The sequence below is a fragment of the Mesorhizobium sp. B2-3-12 genome (assembly GCF_006442205.1).
Taxonomy (GTDB): domain Bacteria; phylum Pseudomonadota; class Alphaproteobacteria; order Rhizobiales; family Rhizobiaceae; genus Mesorhizobium.
The window spans coordinates 379,066-396,978 of the sequence record NZ_VFVR01000005.1 but is presented as its reverse complement, the minus strand read 5'-3'; the positions used below and the strand labels follow the sequence as shown (position 1 = coordinate 396,978).

General features: G+C 64.7%; 14 protein-coding genes. 8 read left to right on the top strand and 6 right to left on the bottom strand.

Features of this window, described 5'->3' with window-relative positions; genetic code table 11:
• Positions 1-59 precede the first annotated feature (59 nt).
• The 3 genes from FJ948_RS17690 to FJ948_RS17680 all read left to right on the top strand — a co-directional run bounded on the left by FJ948_RS17690 (position 60) and on the right by FJ948_RS17680 (position 3,945).
• Positions 60-2,567 (top strand): heavy metal translocating P-type ATPase, encoded by a 2,508-nt coding sequence (locus tag FJ948_RS17690; protein WP_140706542.1) that lies wholly within the window; start codon positions 60-62, stop codon positions 2,565-2,567.
• 42 nt (positions 2,568-2,609) lie between these two features.
• Positions 2,610-3,002, top strand: a complete 393-nt coding sequence (locus FJ948_RS17685) for a DUF305 domain-containing protein (protein WP_140706540.1) — start codon at positions 2,610-2,612, stop codon at positions 3,000-3,002.
• Between the two features lie 97 nt (positions 3,003-3,099).
• Entirely contained in the window at positions 3,100-3,945 is an 846-nt protein-coding gene (locus tag FJ948_RS17680; RefSeq protein ID WP_140706538.1) for an aldo/keto reductase, read from the top strand.
• Position 3,946: 1 nt separating this feature from the next.
• Here FJ948_RS17680 and FJ948_RS17675 read toward each other — a convergent pair whose 3' ends face one another.
• From FJ948_RS17675 to mutS, 3 genes are all read right to left on the bottom strand, one after another.
• Positions 3,947-4,501, bottom strand: coding sequence for a TetR/AcrR family transcriptional regulator (locus tag FJ948_RS17675; protein WP_140706536.1), 555 nt, complete (start codon positions 4,499-4,501; stop codon positions 3,947-3,949).
• Positions 4,502-4,565: 64 nt separating this feature from the next.
• Positions 4,566-5,030, bottom strand: coding sequence for a nuclear transport factor 2 family protein (locus tag FJ948_RS17670; protein ID WP_140706535.1), 465 nt, complete (start codon positions 5,028-5,030; stop codon positions 4,566-4,568).
• An 81-nt stretch (positions 5,031-5,111) separates the two neighbouring features.
• Positions 5,112-7,844: a DNA mismatch repair protein MutS gene (gene mutS, locus FJ948_RS17665; RefSeq protein WP_140706533.1), complete on the bottom strand. Its 2,733-nt coding sequence runs from the start codon at positions 7,842-7,844 to the stop codon at positions 5,112-5,114.
• A gap of 162 nt (positions 7,845-8,006) precedes the next feature.
• On the opposite strand from mutS, the gene FJ948_RS17660 reads away from it, so the two are divergent.
• Both FJ948_RS17660 and FJ948_RS17655 read left to right on the top strand, forming a co-directional pair.
• A complete protein-coding gene (locus FJ948_RS17660) occupies positions 8,007-9,188 on the top strand; it encodes a glycosyltransferase (protein ID WP_246677541.1) in 1,182 nt (393 codons plus the stop codon).
• Positions 9,189-9,321: 133 nt separating this feature from the next.
• Positions 9,322-11,601: an NADP-dependent malic enzyme gene (locus FJ948_RS17655; protein ID WP_140706531.1), complete on the top strand. Its 2,280-nt coding sequence runs from the start codon at positions 9,322-9,324 to the stop codon at positions 11,599-11,601.
• 21 nt (positions 11,602-11,622) lie between these two features.
• Here the strand turns inward: FJ948_RS17655 and FJ948_RS17650 are convergent, their stop codons facing one another.
• Positions 11,623-12,549 carry a LysR substrate-binding domain-containing protein gene (locus tag FJ948_RS17650; RefSeq protein WP_246677540.1) on the bottom strand — a complete coding sequence of 309 codons (927 nt, stop codon included), beginning with the start codon at positions 12,547-12,549 and terminating at the stop codon, positions 11,623-11,625.
• Between the two features lie 100 nt (positions 12,550-12,649).
• On the opposite strand from FJ948_RS17650, the gene FJ948_RS17645 reads away from it, so the two are divergent.
• Positions 12,650-13,753 (top strand): polyamine ABC transporter substrate-binding protein, encoded by a 1,104-nt coding sequence (locus tag FJ948_RS17645; protein ID WP_140706530.1) that lies wholly within the window; start codon positions 12,650-12,652, stop codon positions 13,751-13,753.
• A gap of 48 nt (positions 13,754-13,801) precedes the next feature.
• The gene (speB, locus tag FJ948_RS17640; protein ID WP_140706528.1) at positions 13,802-14,761 is read left to right on the top strand and encodes an agmatinase; all 960 of its coding nucleotides are present in this window, start codon (positions 13,802-13,804) and stop codon (positions 14,759-14,761) included.
• 13 nt (positions 14,762-14,774) lie between these two features.
• Here speB and FJ948_RS17635 read toward each other — a convergent pair whose 3' ends face one another.
• Positions 14,775-15,473, bottom strand: coding sequence for an antitoxin Xre/MbcA/ParS toxin-binding domain-containing protein (locus FJ948_RS17635; protein ID WP_140706526.1), 699 nt, complete (start codon positions 15,471-15,473; stop codon positions 14,775-14,777).
• Between the two features lie 270 nt (positions 15,474-15,743).
• The gene (locus FJ948_RS17630; RefSeq protein ID WP_140706524.1) at positions 15,744-16,736 is read right to left on the bottom strand and encodes an adenosine kinase; all 993 of its coding nucleotides are present in this window, start codon (positions 16,734-16,736) and stop codon (positions 15,744-15,746) included.
• 256 nt (positions 16,737-16,992) lie between these two features.
• Here FJ948_RS17630 and FJ948_RS17625 point away from each other — a divergent pair, with 256 nt between their 5' ends.
• Entirely contained in the window at positions 16,993-17,895 is a 903-nt protein-coding gene (locus tag FJ948_RS17625; protein ID WP_140706615.1) for an EamA family transporter, read from the top strand.
• Positions 17,896-17,913: the final 18 nt, after the last annotated feature.

Sequence of the window (17,913 nt, the reverse complement as noted above, 5' to 3'; positions counted from 1 at the left end):
TCCAGTTACTGGAAGCACTACCTCGGGTTCGAAGCAGTGACATCAAGGCATTTTTCAGAATGACGCATCCAGATCACGATCATCACACGCATGGCTCGCATGGCGGCTGTTGCACGCCGAAAGGCGCCGCCGCGAATGCGGTTTTGCGCGATCCGGTCTGCGGCATGACCGTGGATCCAGCCGCCGCCAAGCCGACATCCGGGCATGGCGGCCGCCTCTATCATTTCTGCAGCGAGCGCTGCCGTTCGAAGTTCCAGGCCGAGCCGGAAACCTACCTGACGGCCGCCGACCCTGTCTGCGGCATGAGCGTCGACCGTTCGACGGCGAAACATTTCGCCCGTCATGAAGGCCAAGGCTTCTATTTCTGTTCCGCCGGTTGCAAGGCGAAGTTCGAGGCTGCGCCGCACACCTATCTCGGCGACAGGCCGGCTCCGGCGCCGATGCCCAAGGGCACGCAATATACCTGCCCGATGCATCCGCAGATCATCCGCGACAAGCCCGGCTCCTGCCCGATCTGCGGTATGGCCCTCGAGCCGATGGGCGTGCCGACAGGCGATGAAGGGCCAAATCCCGAACTGGTCGATTTCACCAGGCGGCTCTGGGTGAGCGCGGTGCTGTCGGTCCCGCTGCTGATCGTCGCCATGGCGCCTATGGTCGGCCTGTCGCTCGAAGGCCTGGTCGAGGATCGCGCGAAGGTCTGGATCGAACTGGTGCTGGCGAGCCCCGTGGTGCTCTGGGCCGCCTTCCCATTCTTCCATCGCGGCTGGGACTCGATCCTCAACCGCAGCCCCAACATGTGGACGCTGATCTCGCTTGGCGTCGGCGCCGCCTATCTCTACAGCGTCGTCGCCACGCTCTTCCCGGACATGTTTCCGCATCAGTTCCGCGGCCATGGCGGCGCGGTGCCGGTCTATTTCGAGGCCGCCGCCGTCATCGTCGCGCTGGTCTTCCTCGGCCAGGTGCTGGAACTGCGCGCCCGCGAAAAGACCGGATCGGCGATACGCGCCTTGCTTGACCTCGCGCCGAAGACCGCGCGGCGGATCGCCGAGGACGGCTCCGAGAAGGATGTAGCGCTGGACGAGGTCAAGACCGGCGATCGCCTGCGCATCCGTCCCGGCGACGCTGTCCCGGTCGACGGCATGGTGCTCGAAGGCCGCTCCTCCATCGACGAATCGATGATCACCGGCGAACCCCTGCCGGTCGAGAAGGCCGAGGGCGATGCCTTGACCGGCGGCACGCTCAACAAGAACGGCTCGCTGATCATGCGCGCCGAGCGGATCGGCGCCGACACCACGCTGTCGCGCATCGTCGAACTCGTCGCCAAGGCACAGCGCTCGCGCGCGCCAATCCAGGGCCTGGCCGACCGCGTCTCGTTCTATTTTGTCCCCGCCGTCGTCCTGGTCGCGATCGCCGCGTTCATCGCCTGGGCGGTCTTCGGCCCCGAGCCCAGCCTGATCTTCGCCATCGTCTCGGCGGTTTCGGTGCTGATCATCGCCTGTCCCTGTGCGCTGGGACTCGCCACGCCGATGTCGATCATGACCGCCACCGGGCGCGGCGCGCATGCCGGCGTGCTGATCAAGGAGGCCGCCGCGCTCGAACGCTTCGCCTCCGTCGACACGCTGATCGTCGACAAGACCGGCACGCTGACCGAGGGCCGGCCGAAATTGACCGATGTCGTTGCCACGACGGGCTTTTCCGAGGACGAATTGCTGGGGCTGGCGGCGAGCCTGGAGAAGGGGTCCGAACACCCGCTGGCAGAGGCCATCGTCGAAGGCGCGGGCCAGCGCGGCGTGAAGATTGCGGAGGCCGGCAGCTTCGAGGCGGTTACCGGCAAGGGCGTTTCCGGCACGGTGTCGGGCAACAAGGTCGCGCTCGGCAATGCCGCGATGATGCACGACCTCAGCGTCGACATTTCCGCGGTCCTGCCCAGCGTGGAAACCTTGCAGGGCAATGGCAAGACGGCGATGTTCGTTGCTGTCGACGGCAGACTGGCCGGCATCGTCGCCGTCGCCGACCCCGTCAAGGCGACCACGGCCGAGGCGATCAAGGCGCTGCATGACAGTGGGTTGAGGATCATCATGGCGACCGGCGACAATGAGCGCACGGCCAGGGCGATCGCTGGAAGCCTCGGTATTGACGAAGTTAGGGCAGGTCTCTTGCCGGAACAGAAGGCAGCGCTCGTCGAGGAACTGCGCGGCAAGGGTGCCGGCGTCGCCATGGCCGGCGACGGCGTCAACGATGCGCCCGCGCTCGCCGCCGCCGATGTCGGCATCGCCATGGGAACCGGCGCCGACGTCGCGGTCGAAAGCGCCGGCATCACCTTGGTCAAGGGCGACCTGAACGGCATCGTCCGCGCCCGCACCCTGGCCCGGGCGACCATCGGCAACATCCGGCAGAACCTGTTCTTCGCCTTCCTCTACAACGTGCTTGGCGTGCCGGTCGCGGCCGGCGTGCTCTATCCGCTCACCGGCACGCTTCTGTCGCCGATGCTGGCGGCGGCGGCGATGAGCCTGTCCTCGGTCTCGGTCATCGCCAACGCATTGCGGCTGAGAACGTTGAAACTCTGAGTTTAACCCCCAGATACGAAATCCAACCCACAGGAGATCTGAATGACCTTGGCTAAAAAACTCGTGCTGCTGCTGATGGCGGCCGGAATGCTGCTTGCCGTCTTCCTCGAAAGCGTGCCGGCGCAGAGCGAGGAGATGAAGCACGACATGGGCGCCATGGCCATGGGAGCGGAAAGCCCTTCGACAGCGGGCTACAAGGCGGCGATGGACAAAATGCATACCGACATGATGGCCTCGCAATATACCGGCAATGCCGATGTCGATTTCGTCCGTGGCATGATCCCGCACCATCAGGGCGCCATCGACATGGCCAAGGTGGAGCTTGCCAATGGCAAGGATTCCGAGATCCGCAAACTGGCCGAAGGCGTCATCGCCGCGCAGGAAGCCGAAATCAAGCAGATGCAGGATTGGCTTGCCGCCCATCCGGTGAAGTAGGCATCTACGGCCGCAACGGGAGAATCCGGGCTCCATTCTGGATTTCTCCGTGCGCTTGTGATGCCATGCGCCTCGACTGCCTACCCCAGGAGCCCCCATGCCCACAACGATAAGAACCACCAAGCTGCCATCGGGAGAAGCCGTCCAGGTGCTCGGACAGGGCACCTGGAAAATGGGCGAGGACGCCCGCCGTCGAGCCGGGGAGGTCAATGCCTTGAAGCTTGGGCTGGACCTTGGCATGACGCTGATCGACACCGCCGAAATGTATGCCAGCGGCGGTGCCGAGGAGGTGGTGGCCGAAGCCATTGCCGGGCGCCGCGACGAACTCTTCCTCGTCTCCAAGGTGCTGCCGTCCAATGCCTCGCGAACCGGCGTGCCGGCGGCTTGCGAGAAAAGCATGAAGCGCCTGCGCACCGATCGCATCGATCTTTATCTGCTGCACTGGCCGGGCAGCGTGCCGTTGGCCGAGACGGTCGAGGCCTTCGAGGGGTTGAAGAAAGCCGGCAAGATCCGCCACTGGGGCGTCAGCAATTTCGACACCGACGAGATGGAGGAGCTGGCCGGCCTCGTCGCTGGCGGCAACGTCCAGACCAATCAAGTGCTCTACAATCTGTCGCGGCGCGGCCCCGAATTCGACCTTGCGCCATGGAGCCGGGAGCATGGCATTCCGCTGATGGCCTATTCGCCGGTCGAGCAGGGAGCGCTGGCGCGCAATGCGAGGCTGGAAGCCATTGCCGTCCGTCACAATGCCACGGCCGCACAGATCGCGCTTGCCTGGGTGATGGCGCAGCCTGGCGTCATCGCCATTCCGAAAGCCAGCAGCCAGGAGCATGTCCGCCAGAACGTCGCCGCGCTCGACATCAGACTGACGGCTGAAGACGTCGCCGAACTCGATCGCGCTTTTCCACCACCGACCCGCAAGCGCGGGCTTGAGATGATCTAGTCTAGACGAGCGCAGCCCGCGCGCGCCGCAGCGCGCGGGAAAAAACCGCCGTATCGTCGAAGGCACGCGCCAGCATCAGCGCCCCCTGGATGGCGCCGACCGTTTCCTCGGCGAGGTCTTGCGCCTGGGCAGGGCCGCGGCCGCCGCGGGTCAAGGCTTCGGCAAGATGCGCCACCCAGCGGCCGAAATAGCTTTTGATCGCCTTGGCGAAAAGGTCGCGGGATTCATCCAGGGCGAAAGCGCCGATGAGACACACCCGGCGCCCCGAACGGAAATAGGCGTCGGTTGCTTCGAACATGCGGTCGATGCCCGCGCGGGGGTCTTGATTGTCGCGCAGCGGCACGAAGACATTTTCCTCGAACCAGCCATCTATATGGGCAATGACCGCCGCCGCCATCTCTTCCTTGCCGCCGGGAAAGAAGTGATAGAGGCTGCCCTTGCCAAGCCCCGTCGCCGCACCGATCAGCGTCAGGCTGGCCCCCTCATAGCCATGCTCGCGGAAAATCTCGCCGATGCTGGCGAGCAGGTCGGCGCGATCGGGCGCGATCCTGCGCATGTTACTCTTTCCGCTTGAGCATGATCTTTGCCGAAAACCGCGACACACTTTTCGGGATCATGCTCTACAGGCCGAGTTCCGTCAGGCCAGGATGATCGTCGGGCCGACGGCCGAGCGGCCAGTGATATTTGCGTTCGCTCTCGATGATCGGCACGTCGTTGATGCTTGCGACGCGACGGCGCATCAGTCCGGCCCCGTCGAACTCCCAGTTCTCATTGCCGTAGGAGCGGAACCAATGACCGCTGTCGTCGTGCCATTCATAGGCGAAGCGCACGGCGATGCGATTTTCGTTCCAGGTCCAAACCTCCTTGATCAGGCGGTAGTCGAGCTCGCGTGCCCATTTGCGCTGGAGAAAGCCGACGATCTCGCTTCTGCCGGTGACGAATTCGGCGCGATTGCGCCAAACGCTGTCCTCGGTATAGGCGAGTGACACCCTTTCCGGATCGCGGCTATTCCAGGCGTCCTCGGCCAGCCGCGCCTTTTGCGCGGCTGTCTCGGCGGTGAACGGCGGCAATGGCGGACGGCTCATCCGAATCTCCCTGTCGGTCACAATCGACAGACATTGTACCGAACGGTACAATGAGTCAACAGCGAGTGGAAGCTTCAAAGCCTATGGCTTGGTCGCCAAACCCTTCAGCCGGTAGAGCGCTTCGAGCGCTTCCTTCGGCGTCATCTCGTCGGGATTGAGGTCGCCGAGCGCGGCGCCCACCGCATCGCTCTTCACCGGCTTCGGCGCCTCCCGCTTCACCGCCACCGAAAACAGCGGCAGGTCGTCGACCAGCCGGTTGGTCTTGCCGGAAACCTCGCCTTCCTCCAACTGGTGCAGCACCGCCTTGGCCCGGTCGACCACCGCTTCCGGCAGGCCGGCCAGCCGCGCCACCTGGACGCCGTAGGAGCGGTCGGCCGCCCCCTTGCCGACCTCGTGCAGGAAGACGACGTCGCCTTCCCATTCCTTGACCCGCATGGTGACGTTATGAAGCCGCGCCAATTTGCCGGCGAGTGACGTCATTTCGTGGAAATGGGTGGCGAAGATCGCCCGGCAGCGGTTCTTCTCGTGCAGATACTCGACCGCCGCCCAGGCGATTGACAGGCCGTCGAACGTAGCGGTGCCGCGACCGATCTCGTCGAGGATCACCAACGCCCGTTCGCCGGCCTGGTTCAAGATCGCCGCCGTCTCGACCATCTCGACCATGAAGGTCGAACGGCCGCGCGCCAGATCGTCCGAGGCGCCGACGCGTGAGAACAGCCGGTCGACGACGCCGATATGGGCGCTCCGCGCCGGCACGAAGGAGCCGGTCTGGGCCAGGATGGCGATCAGCGCGTTCTGCCGCAGGAACGTCGACTTACCACCCATGTTCGGCCCGGTCAGCAGCCAGATCGCGCCGTTCTTGGCACTGCCTTCCGGCGACAGGTCGCAATCATTGGCGACGAACGGGCCTTCGCCCGAACGGCGCAGCGCCTGTTCGACCACCGGATGCCGGCCCCCTGATATCTCGAAGGCAAGGCTGGAATCCACCACTGGCCGGCACCAGGCCTCGCTTTCCGACAAAAGCGCAAGTGCGGCCGACACGTCGAACACGGCGAGCGCGTCGGCGCCGGCGCGGATCGCCTCTGCCGCGCCGACCGCTTCCGCCGTCAGCGCGTCGAAGGCGGCAAGCTCGATGCCCAATGCCCGGTCGGCGGCATTGGCGATCTTGGTTTCGAGTTCGGCGAGTTCCGTCGTGGTGAAGCGCATGGCGTTGGCCATGGTCTGGCGGTGAATGAAACGCGCCTTGGCGCCATCGCTGCCGGTCATGATGGCATGATGGTTGGCGGTCACCTCGATGTAGTATCCCAGCACATTGTTGTGCCGGATCTTCAGCGAGCGAATGCCGGTCTCCTCGATCAGCGAGCGCTCCAGCCCGGCGATCACCTTTCGCGACTCGTCGCGCAGTGCCCGCATCTCGTCGAGTTCGGCATGGTAGCCGCCGCGAATGAAGCCGCCGTCGCGCTTGAGCAGCGGCAGTTCCTCGCCGAGCGCCTGGGTGAGATGCTGGGCAAGTGCCTTGGGCAGCGCCTGAATTGCGGCCATCGCATCAGCCAATTCCTGGGGCAGGGTGGTGGCGGCAAAGATCTCGGCGATGGCACCGGCCGCCTCGAAGCCGGCGCGCAGCGCGCCGAGGTCGCGCGGACCGCCGCGGTTGAGCGCCAGCCGGGACAGGGCGCGCGGCATGTCGGCGACGCTCTTCAGGCTCATCCGCACTGACTGGCAAAGCCGTACTTCTGAGCGGAAGAACGACACCGAATCCAGCCGCGCGACAATCGCCGCCGGATCGGTCAGCGGCGCCATCAGGCGGTCGGCGAGCAGCCTTGCGCCGCCACCCGTCACCGTGCGGTCTATGGCCTTGAACAGGGAACCTTCCCTGCTGCCGGACAATGTCCGCAGCAGCTCCAGATTGCCGCGTGTCGCCGGATCGATGAACAGGGTCGAGCCCTGCTCCTCGCGCTCGGGCCGCGACAGCGGCGGCCGCTCGGCCTTTTGCGTCTTCTCGACATAGGCGATGGCGCCCGATATCGCCGACAGTTCGGCACGCGAAAACGTGCCGAAACTGTCCGGTGTCGCGACATCGAAGAAGCGTGCGATACGCCCCGTGGCCGAGGCCGAATCGAACAGCGACGGCGGCTGCGGGTTGGCGACGCGGCCGAGCACGTCGAACACCGGTTTCAGTTCGGGATCGTGGAACACGGGCTCGGCGACGATCAGTTCGCGCGGATCGACGCGGAAGATGTCGGCCAGCAGCCGGTCGGCGGTGGTTTCGGCGACGCGGAAGGCGCCGGTCGAGATGTCGATCCAGGCAATCGCGAAGCTGTTCTCACTGCCCCCCTTCACCCGCCCCAGCGCCATCAGGAAGCTCGATTCCGACGGCGCCAGCAATTTGTCCTCGGTGATCGTGCCGGGCGTCACCAGCCGCACCACGTCGCGGCGCACCACCGATTTGGAACCGCGCTTCTTGGCCTCGGCCGGATCCTCGATCTGTTCGCAGACGGCGACGCGGAATCCCTGGCCGATCAGCTTCTGCAGATAGTCGTCGGCCGCGTGCACCGGCACGCCGCACATCGGAATGTCGTGGCCCTGATGCTTGCCGCGTTTGGTCAGCACGATGCCCAGCGCCCGGCTCGCCTTCTCGGCATCGTCGAAAAACAGCTCGTAGAAATCGCCCATGCGGTAGAACAGCAGCGAATCCGGGTTCGCCGCCTTGATCTCGATGAACTGCTCCATCATCGGGGTGACGGCGGCAGCGCCGGGCTGCGGCGGTGTCATCACCTCGGGGGCGTCGGTCTCGGCGGGCGTGTGCATGTTCATGCCGGCACGCTAGCAGATGTGGCCGGACGGTTTAATGCCGGCGGTTCGAAAAACGGGGGACGACGGGAGGTTGCGAGGGATTTGCACGATCACGCCGGGCGCGCTTGCGGCAAGCGGATGCCAGGCCTTATGGTCGTCTCGGGACGGATGGGCGGGATTGCGGTGGATAAGGACAGGCAGGAGACTTTCGACGAGATGGTCGGTCCTGTCGGATCGACGATCGAGCGTCTCTTGCTTTTGGCGACGCGGCGCGCTCATCGGACCGCCAACAAGCTGAGGGTTTCGGCGCGAAAGCGCTTTCCCTTTATCCTTCCGGCCAGCGGCCCCCTGTCCGATCTCGACGGCGGCATCGAGATGTCGGCCCACATATTCAGTCGCGATCCGTTGGTGCTCTATATGCCGGTTGGTGGGCCTCGTCCCCTCCATGCGCTGGCGGCCATAGGCCGGCGCCTGGCGGCGCGTCGCGCCACCTTCCTGCTGATGCCGATGTGGACCATGGAGAGGCCGGCGATCGTCGCCCAGATGGGCCGGGATCTCGCCTGGTACGCCGAGCGTTTCCCACGGCATGAGACGATATTCCTGTGCAATACCGAGGAGGAGCGCCGTCTGATTGCCGCGGTCGGCGGCAACGCCATATTTTCCAATCACAATCTGATGATATCGGAAGATGTCTTTCGTCCGCTGCCGGATGTGCCGGTCGAATTCGATGCCGTCTACAATGGCCGCATCTCGCCGATGAAGCGCCATTACCTTGCTTTCGAAATCGAGCGCCTGGTCCACATCACCTATTCGATCGGCGAATTGACGCCTGCCGGCGCCCGCGCCTTCACCAGGCGTCTCCAGGCACAATCGCCCCTCCACCGTATCGCCAATCCGCTCGTGGACGGTCTCGCCGGAAGATTGACGTCGGCCGAAGTCAACCGCGTCTACAACCAGGCCGCCGTCGGACTCTGCCTGTCGGCCGTCGAAGGGGCGATGTATTCCTCGATGGAATATCTGATGGCCGGCTTGCCGATCGTCAGCACGCCGAGCCTTGGCGGCCGCGACGTGTATTTCGATCCCGATTATTGCATCATCGCCGAACCGGAGCCTGCGGCCATTCGACATGCCGTCGAGACATTGCGCGACCGGGCCATACCGCGCGCGGAAATCCGCCGCCGGACGCTGGCGAAGGTTGACGCCCAGCGCCAGGAACTGATGGTCTTCCTGTCGGAGCTTCTGCGGCGCAAGGGCAGCAGCGCGCCGCCCATCGAGACATGGCCGTTCTCTGGTACCGAAGGCCTGATGCGGTGGGGAACGGTGCGGGAAATTGCCGCCTCGGTCCGCCAGCCGACATCGGACTGATCCCTGGATATTTCGCCCGCCTGCGTGAAGATCGCTTGTCGGTTTACAGCGGCGGCGTGTAGCCTTAATCCGGAACGTCAAAAACACGGCACCCGCCTCAAGGGCGCCACACCGGCGAGGAAATCAATACATCATGGCCAGGAAAACCGAGAACAACGGTCCGTCCGTCAGCGCGCAGGAGGCGCTGGAATTCCACGCCATGGGCCGGCCCGGCAAGCTGGAGATCGTCGCCACCAAGCCGATGACGACGCAGCGCGATCTCAGCCTTGCCTATTCGCCTGGAGTGGCCGTGCCGGTGCGCGCCATCGCCGAGGACCCATCCAGGGCCTTCGACTATACGACCCGCGGCAACATGGTCGCCGTCATCTCGAATGGCACCGCGATCCTGGGGCTGGGCAATCTCGGCGCGCTGGCCTCGAAGCCGGTGATGGAAGGCAAGGCGGTGCTGTTCAAGCGCTTCGCCGATGTCGATTCCATCGACCTCGAGGTCGACACCGAGGATGCCGACGAGTTCATCAACTGCGTGCGCTTCCTCGGTCCCTCCTTCGGCGGCATCAATCTGGAGGACATCAAGGCGCCGGAATGCTTCATCATCGAGCAGCGCCTGCGCGAACTGATGGACATACCGGTCTTCCACGACGACCAGCACGGAACCGCCATCATCTCGGCCGCCGGCCTGATCAACGCGCTGGAGATCACCGGCCGCGACATGAAGACCACGAAGCTGGTCTGCAATGGCGCGGGTGCGGCCGGCATCGCCTGCATCGAGCTGATGAAGGCGATGGGTTTTTCGCCCGAAAACATCACCTTGTGCGACACCAAGGGCGTGGTCTTCCAGGGCCGCACCGAGGGCATGAACCAGTGGAAGTCGGCGCATGCGGTCAAGACCGAGGCGCGTTCCCTGGCCGAAGCGCTCGACGGCGCCGATGTCTTCCTCGGCCTCTCCGCCAAGGGCGCGCTGACCACCGCCATGGTGCAGTCGATGGCCAAGAACCCGATCATCTTCGCCATGGCCAATCCGGATCCAGAGATCACCCCGGAGGAAGTGGCTGAGATCCGCACCGACGCCATCATGGCCACCGGGCGTTCGGACTATGCCAATCAGGTCAACAACGTGCTCGGCTTCCCCTACATCTTCCGCGGCGCGCTGGATGTCAGGGCCACCACCATCAATGACGACATGAAGATCGCCGCCGCCCGCGCGCTCGCCGAACTGGCGCGTCAGGATGTGCCCGACGACGTCGCCGCCGCCTATCAGGGCAACCGCCCGAAATTCGGTCCCAACTACATCATTCCGGTGCCGTTCGACCCACGCCTGATCTCGGCCATCCCGATTGCCGTGGCCAAGGCGGCCATGGATTCGGGCGTCGCCCGCAAGCCGATCCTCGACTTCGACCGCTACGCGCAGGAGCTTTCCGCCCGCCGCGACCCGATCGCCTCGACGCTTCAGCGCATCTACGACCGCGTGCGCCGCCAGCCCAAGCGCATCGTCTTCGCCGAGGGCGAGGAGGAGCAGGTGATGCGCGCCGCCGTCTCTTATGTGAACCAGCGGCTCGGCACCGCGATTCTGCTCGGCCGCGACGACGTCATCAAGGAGAACGCCAGGCACGCCGGTATCGACTTGAACAAGCAAGGCATCGAGATCATCAATGCGCGCCTGTCGCGCCGCAATTCGATCTACACCGACTATCTCTACGAACGCATGCAGCGCAAAGGCTTCCTGTTCCGCGACTGCCAGCGGCTGATCAACAACGACCGCAACCACTTTGCCGCCTGCATGGTGGCGCTGGGCGACGCCGACGGCATCGTCACCGGCGTCACCCGCAACTACTCAACCGCGCTCGACGATATCAGGCGCGTCATCGACGCCAAGCCCGGCCACCGCGTCATCGGCGTCTCGATCGTGCTCGCGCGCGGCAAGACGGTGCTCGTCGCCGACACGGCCGTGCACGACATGCCCAACGCCGAGCAGATCGCCGACATCGCCGAGGAAGCGGCCGGTTTCGCCCGCCGCATGGGCTATGAGCCGAGGCTCGCCATGCTCGCCTACTCCACCTTCGGCCATCCGCAGGGCGAGCGTTCCGAGCGCGTCCAGGAAGCCGTGCGCATCCTCGACAAGCGCCGCGTCGATTTCGAATATGACGGCGAGATGGCCGCCGACGTCGCGCTCAACGCCCGCGCCATGGCGCAATATCCGTTCATAAGGCTGACCGGCCCGGCCAACGTGCTGATCATGCCGGCTTTCCACTCCGCCTCGATTTCGACCAAGATGCTGCAGGAACTCGGCGGTTCCACCGTCATCGGCCCGCTGCTGGTCGGGTTGAACAAGCCGGTCCAGATCGTCTCGCTGAACGCCAAGGACAGCGATATCGTGAATATGGCGGCGATCGCCGCTTATACGGCGGGGGCCTGAGGGTTCCCCATGGCGGACGCCTCACTCCAGCCCCATCACCTGCTTGTGGCTGGCGATTTCCGACAAAAGCCAATCCCGGAACAGCCTGACGCTGGCTAAATTGCGGTTGCCCGGCTTCTGCCGCAGGCAGTAGCTCTGTGGAATTGCGTGGCGGATCGTGAAGGGCGCGACCAGCTGGCCGCTGGCCAACAGGTCCTCGACCATGATGTTGTCGGCCAGGGCCACGCCGCCGCCATTGACGGCCTCACGCACGGCGAGTGTCGGGTCGTGGAAGATCGGGCCGGGCTTCGCGTCCAGTCCGGCGAGCCCCTCCTTCTCGAACCATTCCTCCCACCACACCGTGGTGTTTTCGTGCAGCAGCCGGCAGCTTGCGAGATCGGCGGGTTTTCTCGGCGCATTCTTTTTATCGAGGAAGGCAGGCGAGCAGACCGGAAAGATGACCAGCGAGACAAGCGCAATGACCGAAGGGTCGCCGGTATCGACGGCAAACAGCACCCGCAGGTCAGCGCTCGGATTGCCGCCGCGGTTCTCGTCGTCGTGGATCGAGATGTCGAGTTCGCAGTCGGGATGTCGGTCGCGAAAGCGCGGCAAACGATCGGCGAGCCAGAGATTCATGAAGGTGGCGTTGATCGACAGCGAGGCGCGCCTGGCCTTGCGGCTTGTCGCCTGCTCGCCGGTTTCCTCGGTCGCATTCTCGATCTCACGAAAAGCCGCCGACAGCCGACGGGCGTAATGTGTCGCCTTCGGCGTCAGCGCCACTTGCCGGAAGCCACGTTCGAACAGGTCTATGCCCAGCGCCTGTTCCAGCAAGCGGATGTGGCGGCTCACCGCCGAAGGGGTGAGCCGGAGTTCGTCCGCCGCTTCCTTGAAGCTGCGCAGCCGGGCCGCCGCTTCGAAAGCCCTGATGGCATTTAGTGAGGGGAGCTTCATGGCTGGATGAGACAGCATCAGGTGAATTTTTGTCAACTGACTCGGGCCGAAAAGCCGTTTGTCCGGAAATGCCGCGTCCGTCAGCTTGTGGCCGTCGCCCTCTGCTGGAAAGCCGCCCATGCGCCCCCTTGCCCTGCTTGCCGCTTCGATGCTTTGCCTCTCCGCCTCCTCGCTTTGCGGCGTGGCCGCCGCCGAGGACAAGACCGTCAACATCTTCTTCTGGTACGACTACGTACCGGCCGACACGATCGCGGAATTCGAAAAACAGACCGGCATCAAGGTGGTCTACGACACCTTCGATTCCGTCGACATGCTGACGACCAAGGCGCTGACTGGAGGCTCGGGCTACGACATCATCATGCCGGGCGCGTCGTTGGTCGGGCAATATGCCAGGGCCGGCGCCATCCAGAAACTCGACAAGGCCAAAATTCCGAATGCCGGGGGCCTCAATCCTGACATCATGGCGTTCCTCGCCCGGCAGGATCCAGGCAATGTCTACGCGATGCCCTATGCCTATGGCACCACGGGGGTCATGTATAACCCGGCCAAGATCGCTGAACGTATGAAGGATGCGCCGGTCGACAGCCTCGACATGATCTTCAAGCCGGAGATCGCGGCCAGGTTCCAGGACTGCGGCATCGCCATGGTCGATTCGCCGGAAGGCGTGATGTCGGTCGCGCTGAACTATCTCGGTTTCGATCCGTTCTCCACCGACGAGGCCGAGCTACGCAAGGCGGGTGCATTGCTGGCCGCCATCAAGCCCTACATCAGGCATTTCAAGTCGGGCTCGATCATGAGCGAACTGGCAGCCGGCGACCTCTGCCTGGCGCTCGGCTGGAGCGGCGACGCAATCGGCGCCAATGCCAGGGCGGCGGAGACCAGGAACGGTGTCGAAGTGCGTTATTCCGTGCCCAGGGAAGGCACCGAGATATTCTTCGACGTGATGACGATCCCGGTCGATGCGCCGCATCCCGAAAATGCGCATGCCCTGATGAATTTCCTGATGTCGCCGCAAGCCGGCGCCCGTTTCACCAACGCCACGCTCTATCCCAATGCCGTGCAGGCGGCGACGCCCCTGGTCGATGAAACCGTCCGCGACAATCCGAACATCTATTTCTCGAAAGATATTCTGAAGCGGCTGTTCGCCGCCCAGCCGCGCGACCCGAAATCGCTGCGTCTGGTCACCCGCCTCTGGACGAGTTTCGTCACCGGCACGAACTGAGCCGTACCGGCCAAACCTCCTCATTCCCTGAAAATGGACCTCGACAAAATGCTGCAGCCTCTTCCACGCGCCCGCGAAACCGACGACGCCGTCTTCGGCAAGCATATCCATGGCGGCTCGCACGAGCCGGTCTACAGCGGTGTGCTCTCCTTCATGCGCCGCCGGCTGAGCCGCGATCTCTCAGGCGTCGACGTCGCCATCTGGGGCATCCCGTTTGACGCCGCCGTCTCCAACCGCCCGGGCGCCCGTTTCGGGCCGCAAGGCGTGCGGCGTGCCTCGGCCATCCTCGAGGGCGATCCGCAATATCCCTTCCGGACCGATCCGTTCGAAAGGCTGGCGGTCATCGACTATGGCGATTGCGGGCTCGACTTCGGCAGGCATGACGACACGCCGCGGCAGATCGAGGCGCAAGCGAGCGAGGTCGTCGATGCCGGCGTCACGCTGCTTTCCATCGGCGGCGACCATTATGTGACGTGGCCGCTGCTTCGGGCGCACGCGAAAAAATACGGTCCCATGGCGCTGGTCCAGTTCGATGCCCATCAGGACACCTGGTTCGACGAGGACAGGCGCATCGACCATGGTTCGTTTGTCGCCAGGGCTGTTCGCGAAGGCATCGTCAGGCCGGACCGCTCCATCCAGGTCGGCATTCGCACGCACGCGCCCGAAACCTGCGGTCTGGAGATCCTTTACGGGGAAGATGTCGCCGAGCTTGGCGTTGCTGGCGTCGTCGAGCGGATCAAGGCTCGCGTTGGCGACGCCAGGACCTATCTGACCTTCGACATCGACTGCCTCGATCCGGCCCATGCTCCCGGCACGGGCACTCCGGTCGCGGGCGGCCTGTCTTCCCGCGAGGCGCTGATGATCCTGCGCCGGCTCGGTTCGCTCGACATTGTCGGTGCCGACGTCGTCGAGGTGGCGCCGGCCTATGACCACGCCGACGTCACGTCGATTGCCGGAGCGGCGGTGCTGCAGCACTATCTCGGCCTGCTCGCCGAACGAAAGGGCTGACCGCGCGCCGGCTTCAGCCCGGCGCAAACCCCCGCGCGGCCTCGACCACTTCCTCCGCCCGGTCCTGCCGCAGCAGGTCGATCGGAGTGCGACCGTCGAGCTGCGCGGCGGGACGCGTCAGCCACAGCCATGCGAGCCTCGGATTGCCGATGAGCTCCAGCACGTCGCTTATCCCCGCCACCGGCCTGCCGTCGACGAACTGCGCCAGCGGGAAGACGTGCTTGCGGCCGCCCTTGCGCAGCGCGATGACGTCGCCGCGCCTTTGCCAGCGGTGCAGGGTCGAACGGGCGATGCGCAGGTTTTCTTCCAGATAGGTCGAGCCGGCGACGCGGCCGGCCCAGTCCTCGATCAGCATCGATTCGAGGTCGTCGGACTGGGGGAGCACGGGCAGTGGTTCGGCCTCCGCCGACAGCGTCGTCGTGCCGGTAGCGCCGGCTTCGCTGCGCCGCGCGGCTTCCGCCGCGAGCGCACGCACGAACTTGGAGGCAAGGCCGGGAAGGTCGGCATGAATGGCGTCGATGGCGCGCTGGTGCTTTGGCGACAGCAAGGTGACGGCGGACGCTATGCCGCCGGCAATCTTGCCGACCGAGACCTTGGTGGGACCGTTGATGGCCTCGTCATAGTGGGCAAGCGCGCGCTCGACCTTTTCCGCCACCATGTCGGCGAAATCGTCCTGCGTGATGCCGGTCGTCTTGGTCTGAAATCTGGTCATGCATCTGTCTTTTGGGCCGCGCGCTCTCCTCCCCCAGCCGCGGCCGGTTGTTGAACGGCTACGGCTGAAAGTGGAAAGCGCGGCGACGACAGATGCAGCGACCCGACAGGTTGCTGTCCTGCATTGCTACACACCCCGATAAGCGAGCCGAAATGTCAGTCACGGCACGCTCTCATTTTCGTGTAGGAGCGCTATGTGACAACTGCGCGACGGTGAGAAGCGGTCCGCGCTTGCCTTCTCCCACAACAAGGGGAGATCGGCAGCCTTACCCTACAACAACCCAGCCTGCTCGGCCTCCTTGCGCAGATTCTGCCGTGGCCTTGGACCGATCTGCTGGATCACCAATCCGGCCGCCAGCGAGCCAAGATCGCCGCAGGTCTGGAGGTCGCGTCCCTGCGTATAGCCATGCAGGAAGCCGGCTGCGTAGAGGTCGCCGGCGCCCGTCGTGTCGACCAGTTCCTTGATGGCGGTCGCCTTTATGACCACGGTTTCGTCGCCGCGCACGATGACCGAGCCCTTTTCGGAGCGGGTCACCGCCGCGATCTTGCAATCCTTGCGGATTTTCGCGAGCGCCTCGTCGAACGACGACGTCTGGTAGAGCGACTTGATCTCGTGGCTGTTGGCAAAGACGATGTCGACCGTGCCCGTGCGCATCAGCTCGAGGAACTCGTCGCGGTAGCGGTCGACGCAGAAGGAATCCGACAGCGTCATCGACACTTCTCGGCCGGCCGCGTGCGCCAACCTGGCCGTCTGCCGGATGGCTTCCTTGGCGCGCGGCGGGTCCCACAGATAGCCTTCGAAATAGGTGACCTTGGCGCCCGACGCCTTGTCGGCCTCGACATCCTCCGGCCCGAGTTCGACACAGGCGCCGAGATAGGTGTTCATCGAGCGTTCGCCATCGGGGGTGACGAAGATCATCGAGCGCGCCGTCGGCGGCTCGCCCTCGAGCGGCCTGGTGTCGAAGGCGACGCCTTGCGCATGGATATCGTGCGCGTAGATTTCGCCCAGCGCATCGTTGGAGACCTTGCCGAAGAAGGCGGCGCGTCCGCCGAAGGAGGCGACACCGGCCGCCGTGTTGCCGGCACTGCCGCCGGAGGCCTCGATTGCCGGGCCCATGCGGCTGTAGAGCAGTTCGGCGCGCTGCGTGTCGATGAGGTTCATCGCGCCCTTGATGATGCCGTTGGTCTCGAGGAATTCCTCCTCGCACTGGGCGATGATGTCGACAATCGCATTGCCGATGCAAAGCACATCATAATCCGGCATCAATGTCTCCACCAAAAACCCCGAGCAATTCCAGGAAAAGTGCTAGCGGTTTTCCCATAGGAATTGCGAATAAAGAGAGAGCCGGCTTCTTGCCATGCCCGCGCGGGTCTACAGCATGAGCCTGAAAACTGGCAACCGATTTTCTGTCCTTGCCGCGCCAGCCAGGCGCTACGACAATTCGACCGTGGCCGAAACATTTCGCCGCCATGTCGCCTACATCTGCGTCTGTTCGATCACGGTCCGAAGGCGCGAGCCCATGCCTGCCAGAAACGACACGACCACCGACCTGGCATTGCTCGGCGTGCTGGCCGTGCTTTGGGGCGCCTCCTATACTTTCATCAAGATCGGCGTCGAGACCATCCCGCCCATCACCTTCATCGCCGCCCGTACCCTGATGGCCGGCGCCATCCTGCTCGCCATCATCCGCTGGCGCGGGCTTGCCATGCCGCGCGATGCGGCCACGTGGCGTCGCTTTGCCTTCCAGGCCTGCCTCAACAGCGTGATACCGTTCACGCTGGTCGCGGCGGCCGAACGCTCGGTCGACGCTGGCCTTGCCACCATCCTCAATGCCACCTCGCCGATCTTCACCTTCCTGCTCACCGCGCTGATCACCCGCCACGAGCCGGTGACGGCGCGCAAACTGGTTGGCGTCGGCGCCGGCATCGCCGGCATCTGCCTGATCATCGGCACGCAGGCGCTGGGTGGTCTCGGTCACCAACTCTGGGCGCAGATCGCGATCGTTGTCGCAACGATCTGCTATGCATGTGCCGCGATCTTCGGCCGTGGCTTCAAGGGCCTCGACCCGATGCTGCCTGCCGCGGGTTCGATGCTGTGCGGCGCCATCATGCTGGTGCCGCTGAGCCTCGCGGTCGACCAGCCGTGGACGCTGGCGCCTTCCATGGCGTCGATCCTGGCCCTGCTCGGCCTGTCGGTGTTTTCGACCGCGCTGGCCTTCGTCATTTATTTCCGCCTGATCCACACGCTAGGCTCGGTCGGCACCACGTCGCAAGCCTATCTGCGGGTGCCGATCGGCGTCGGGATCGGCGCCGTCTTCCTCGGCGAAAGCCTGGGGCCGACGGCATGGCTCGGCATGGGCTTTGTCGTCGCCGGCGTCGCGGCCATGACCATACCGGTCCGCAAGCCGGCCTTTGCCCGATAGGCAGGTTTCGGGAGAGTG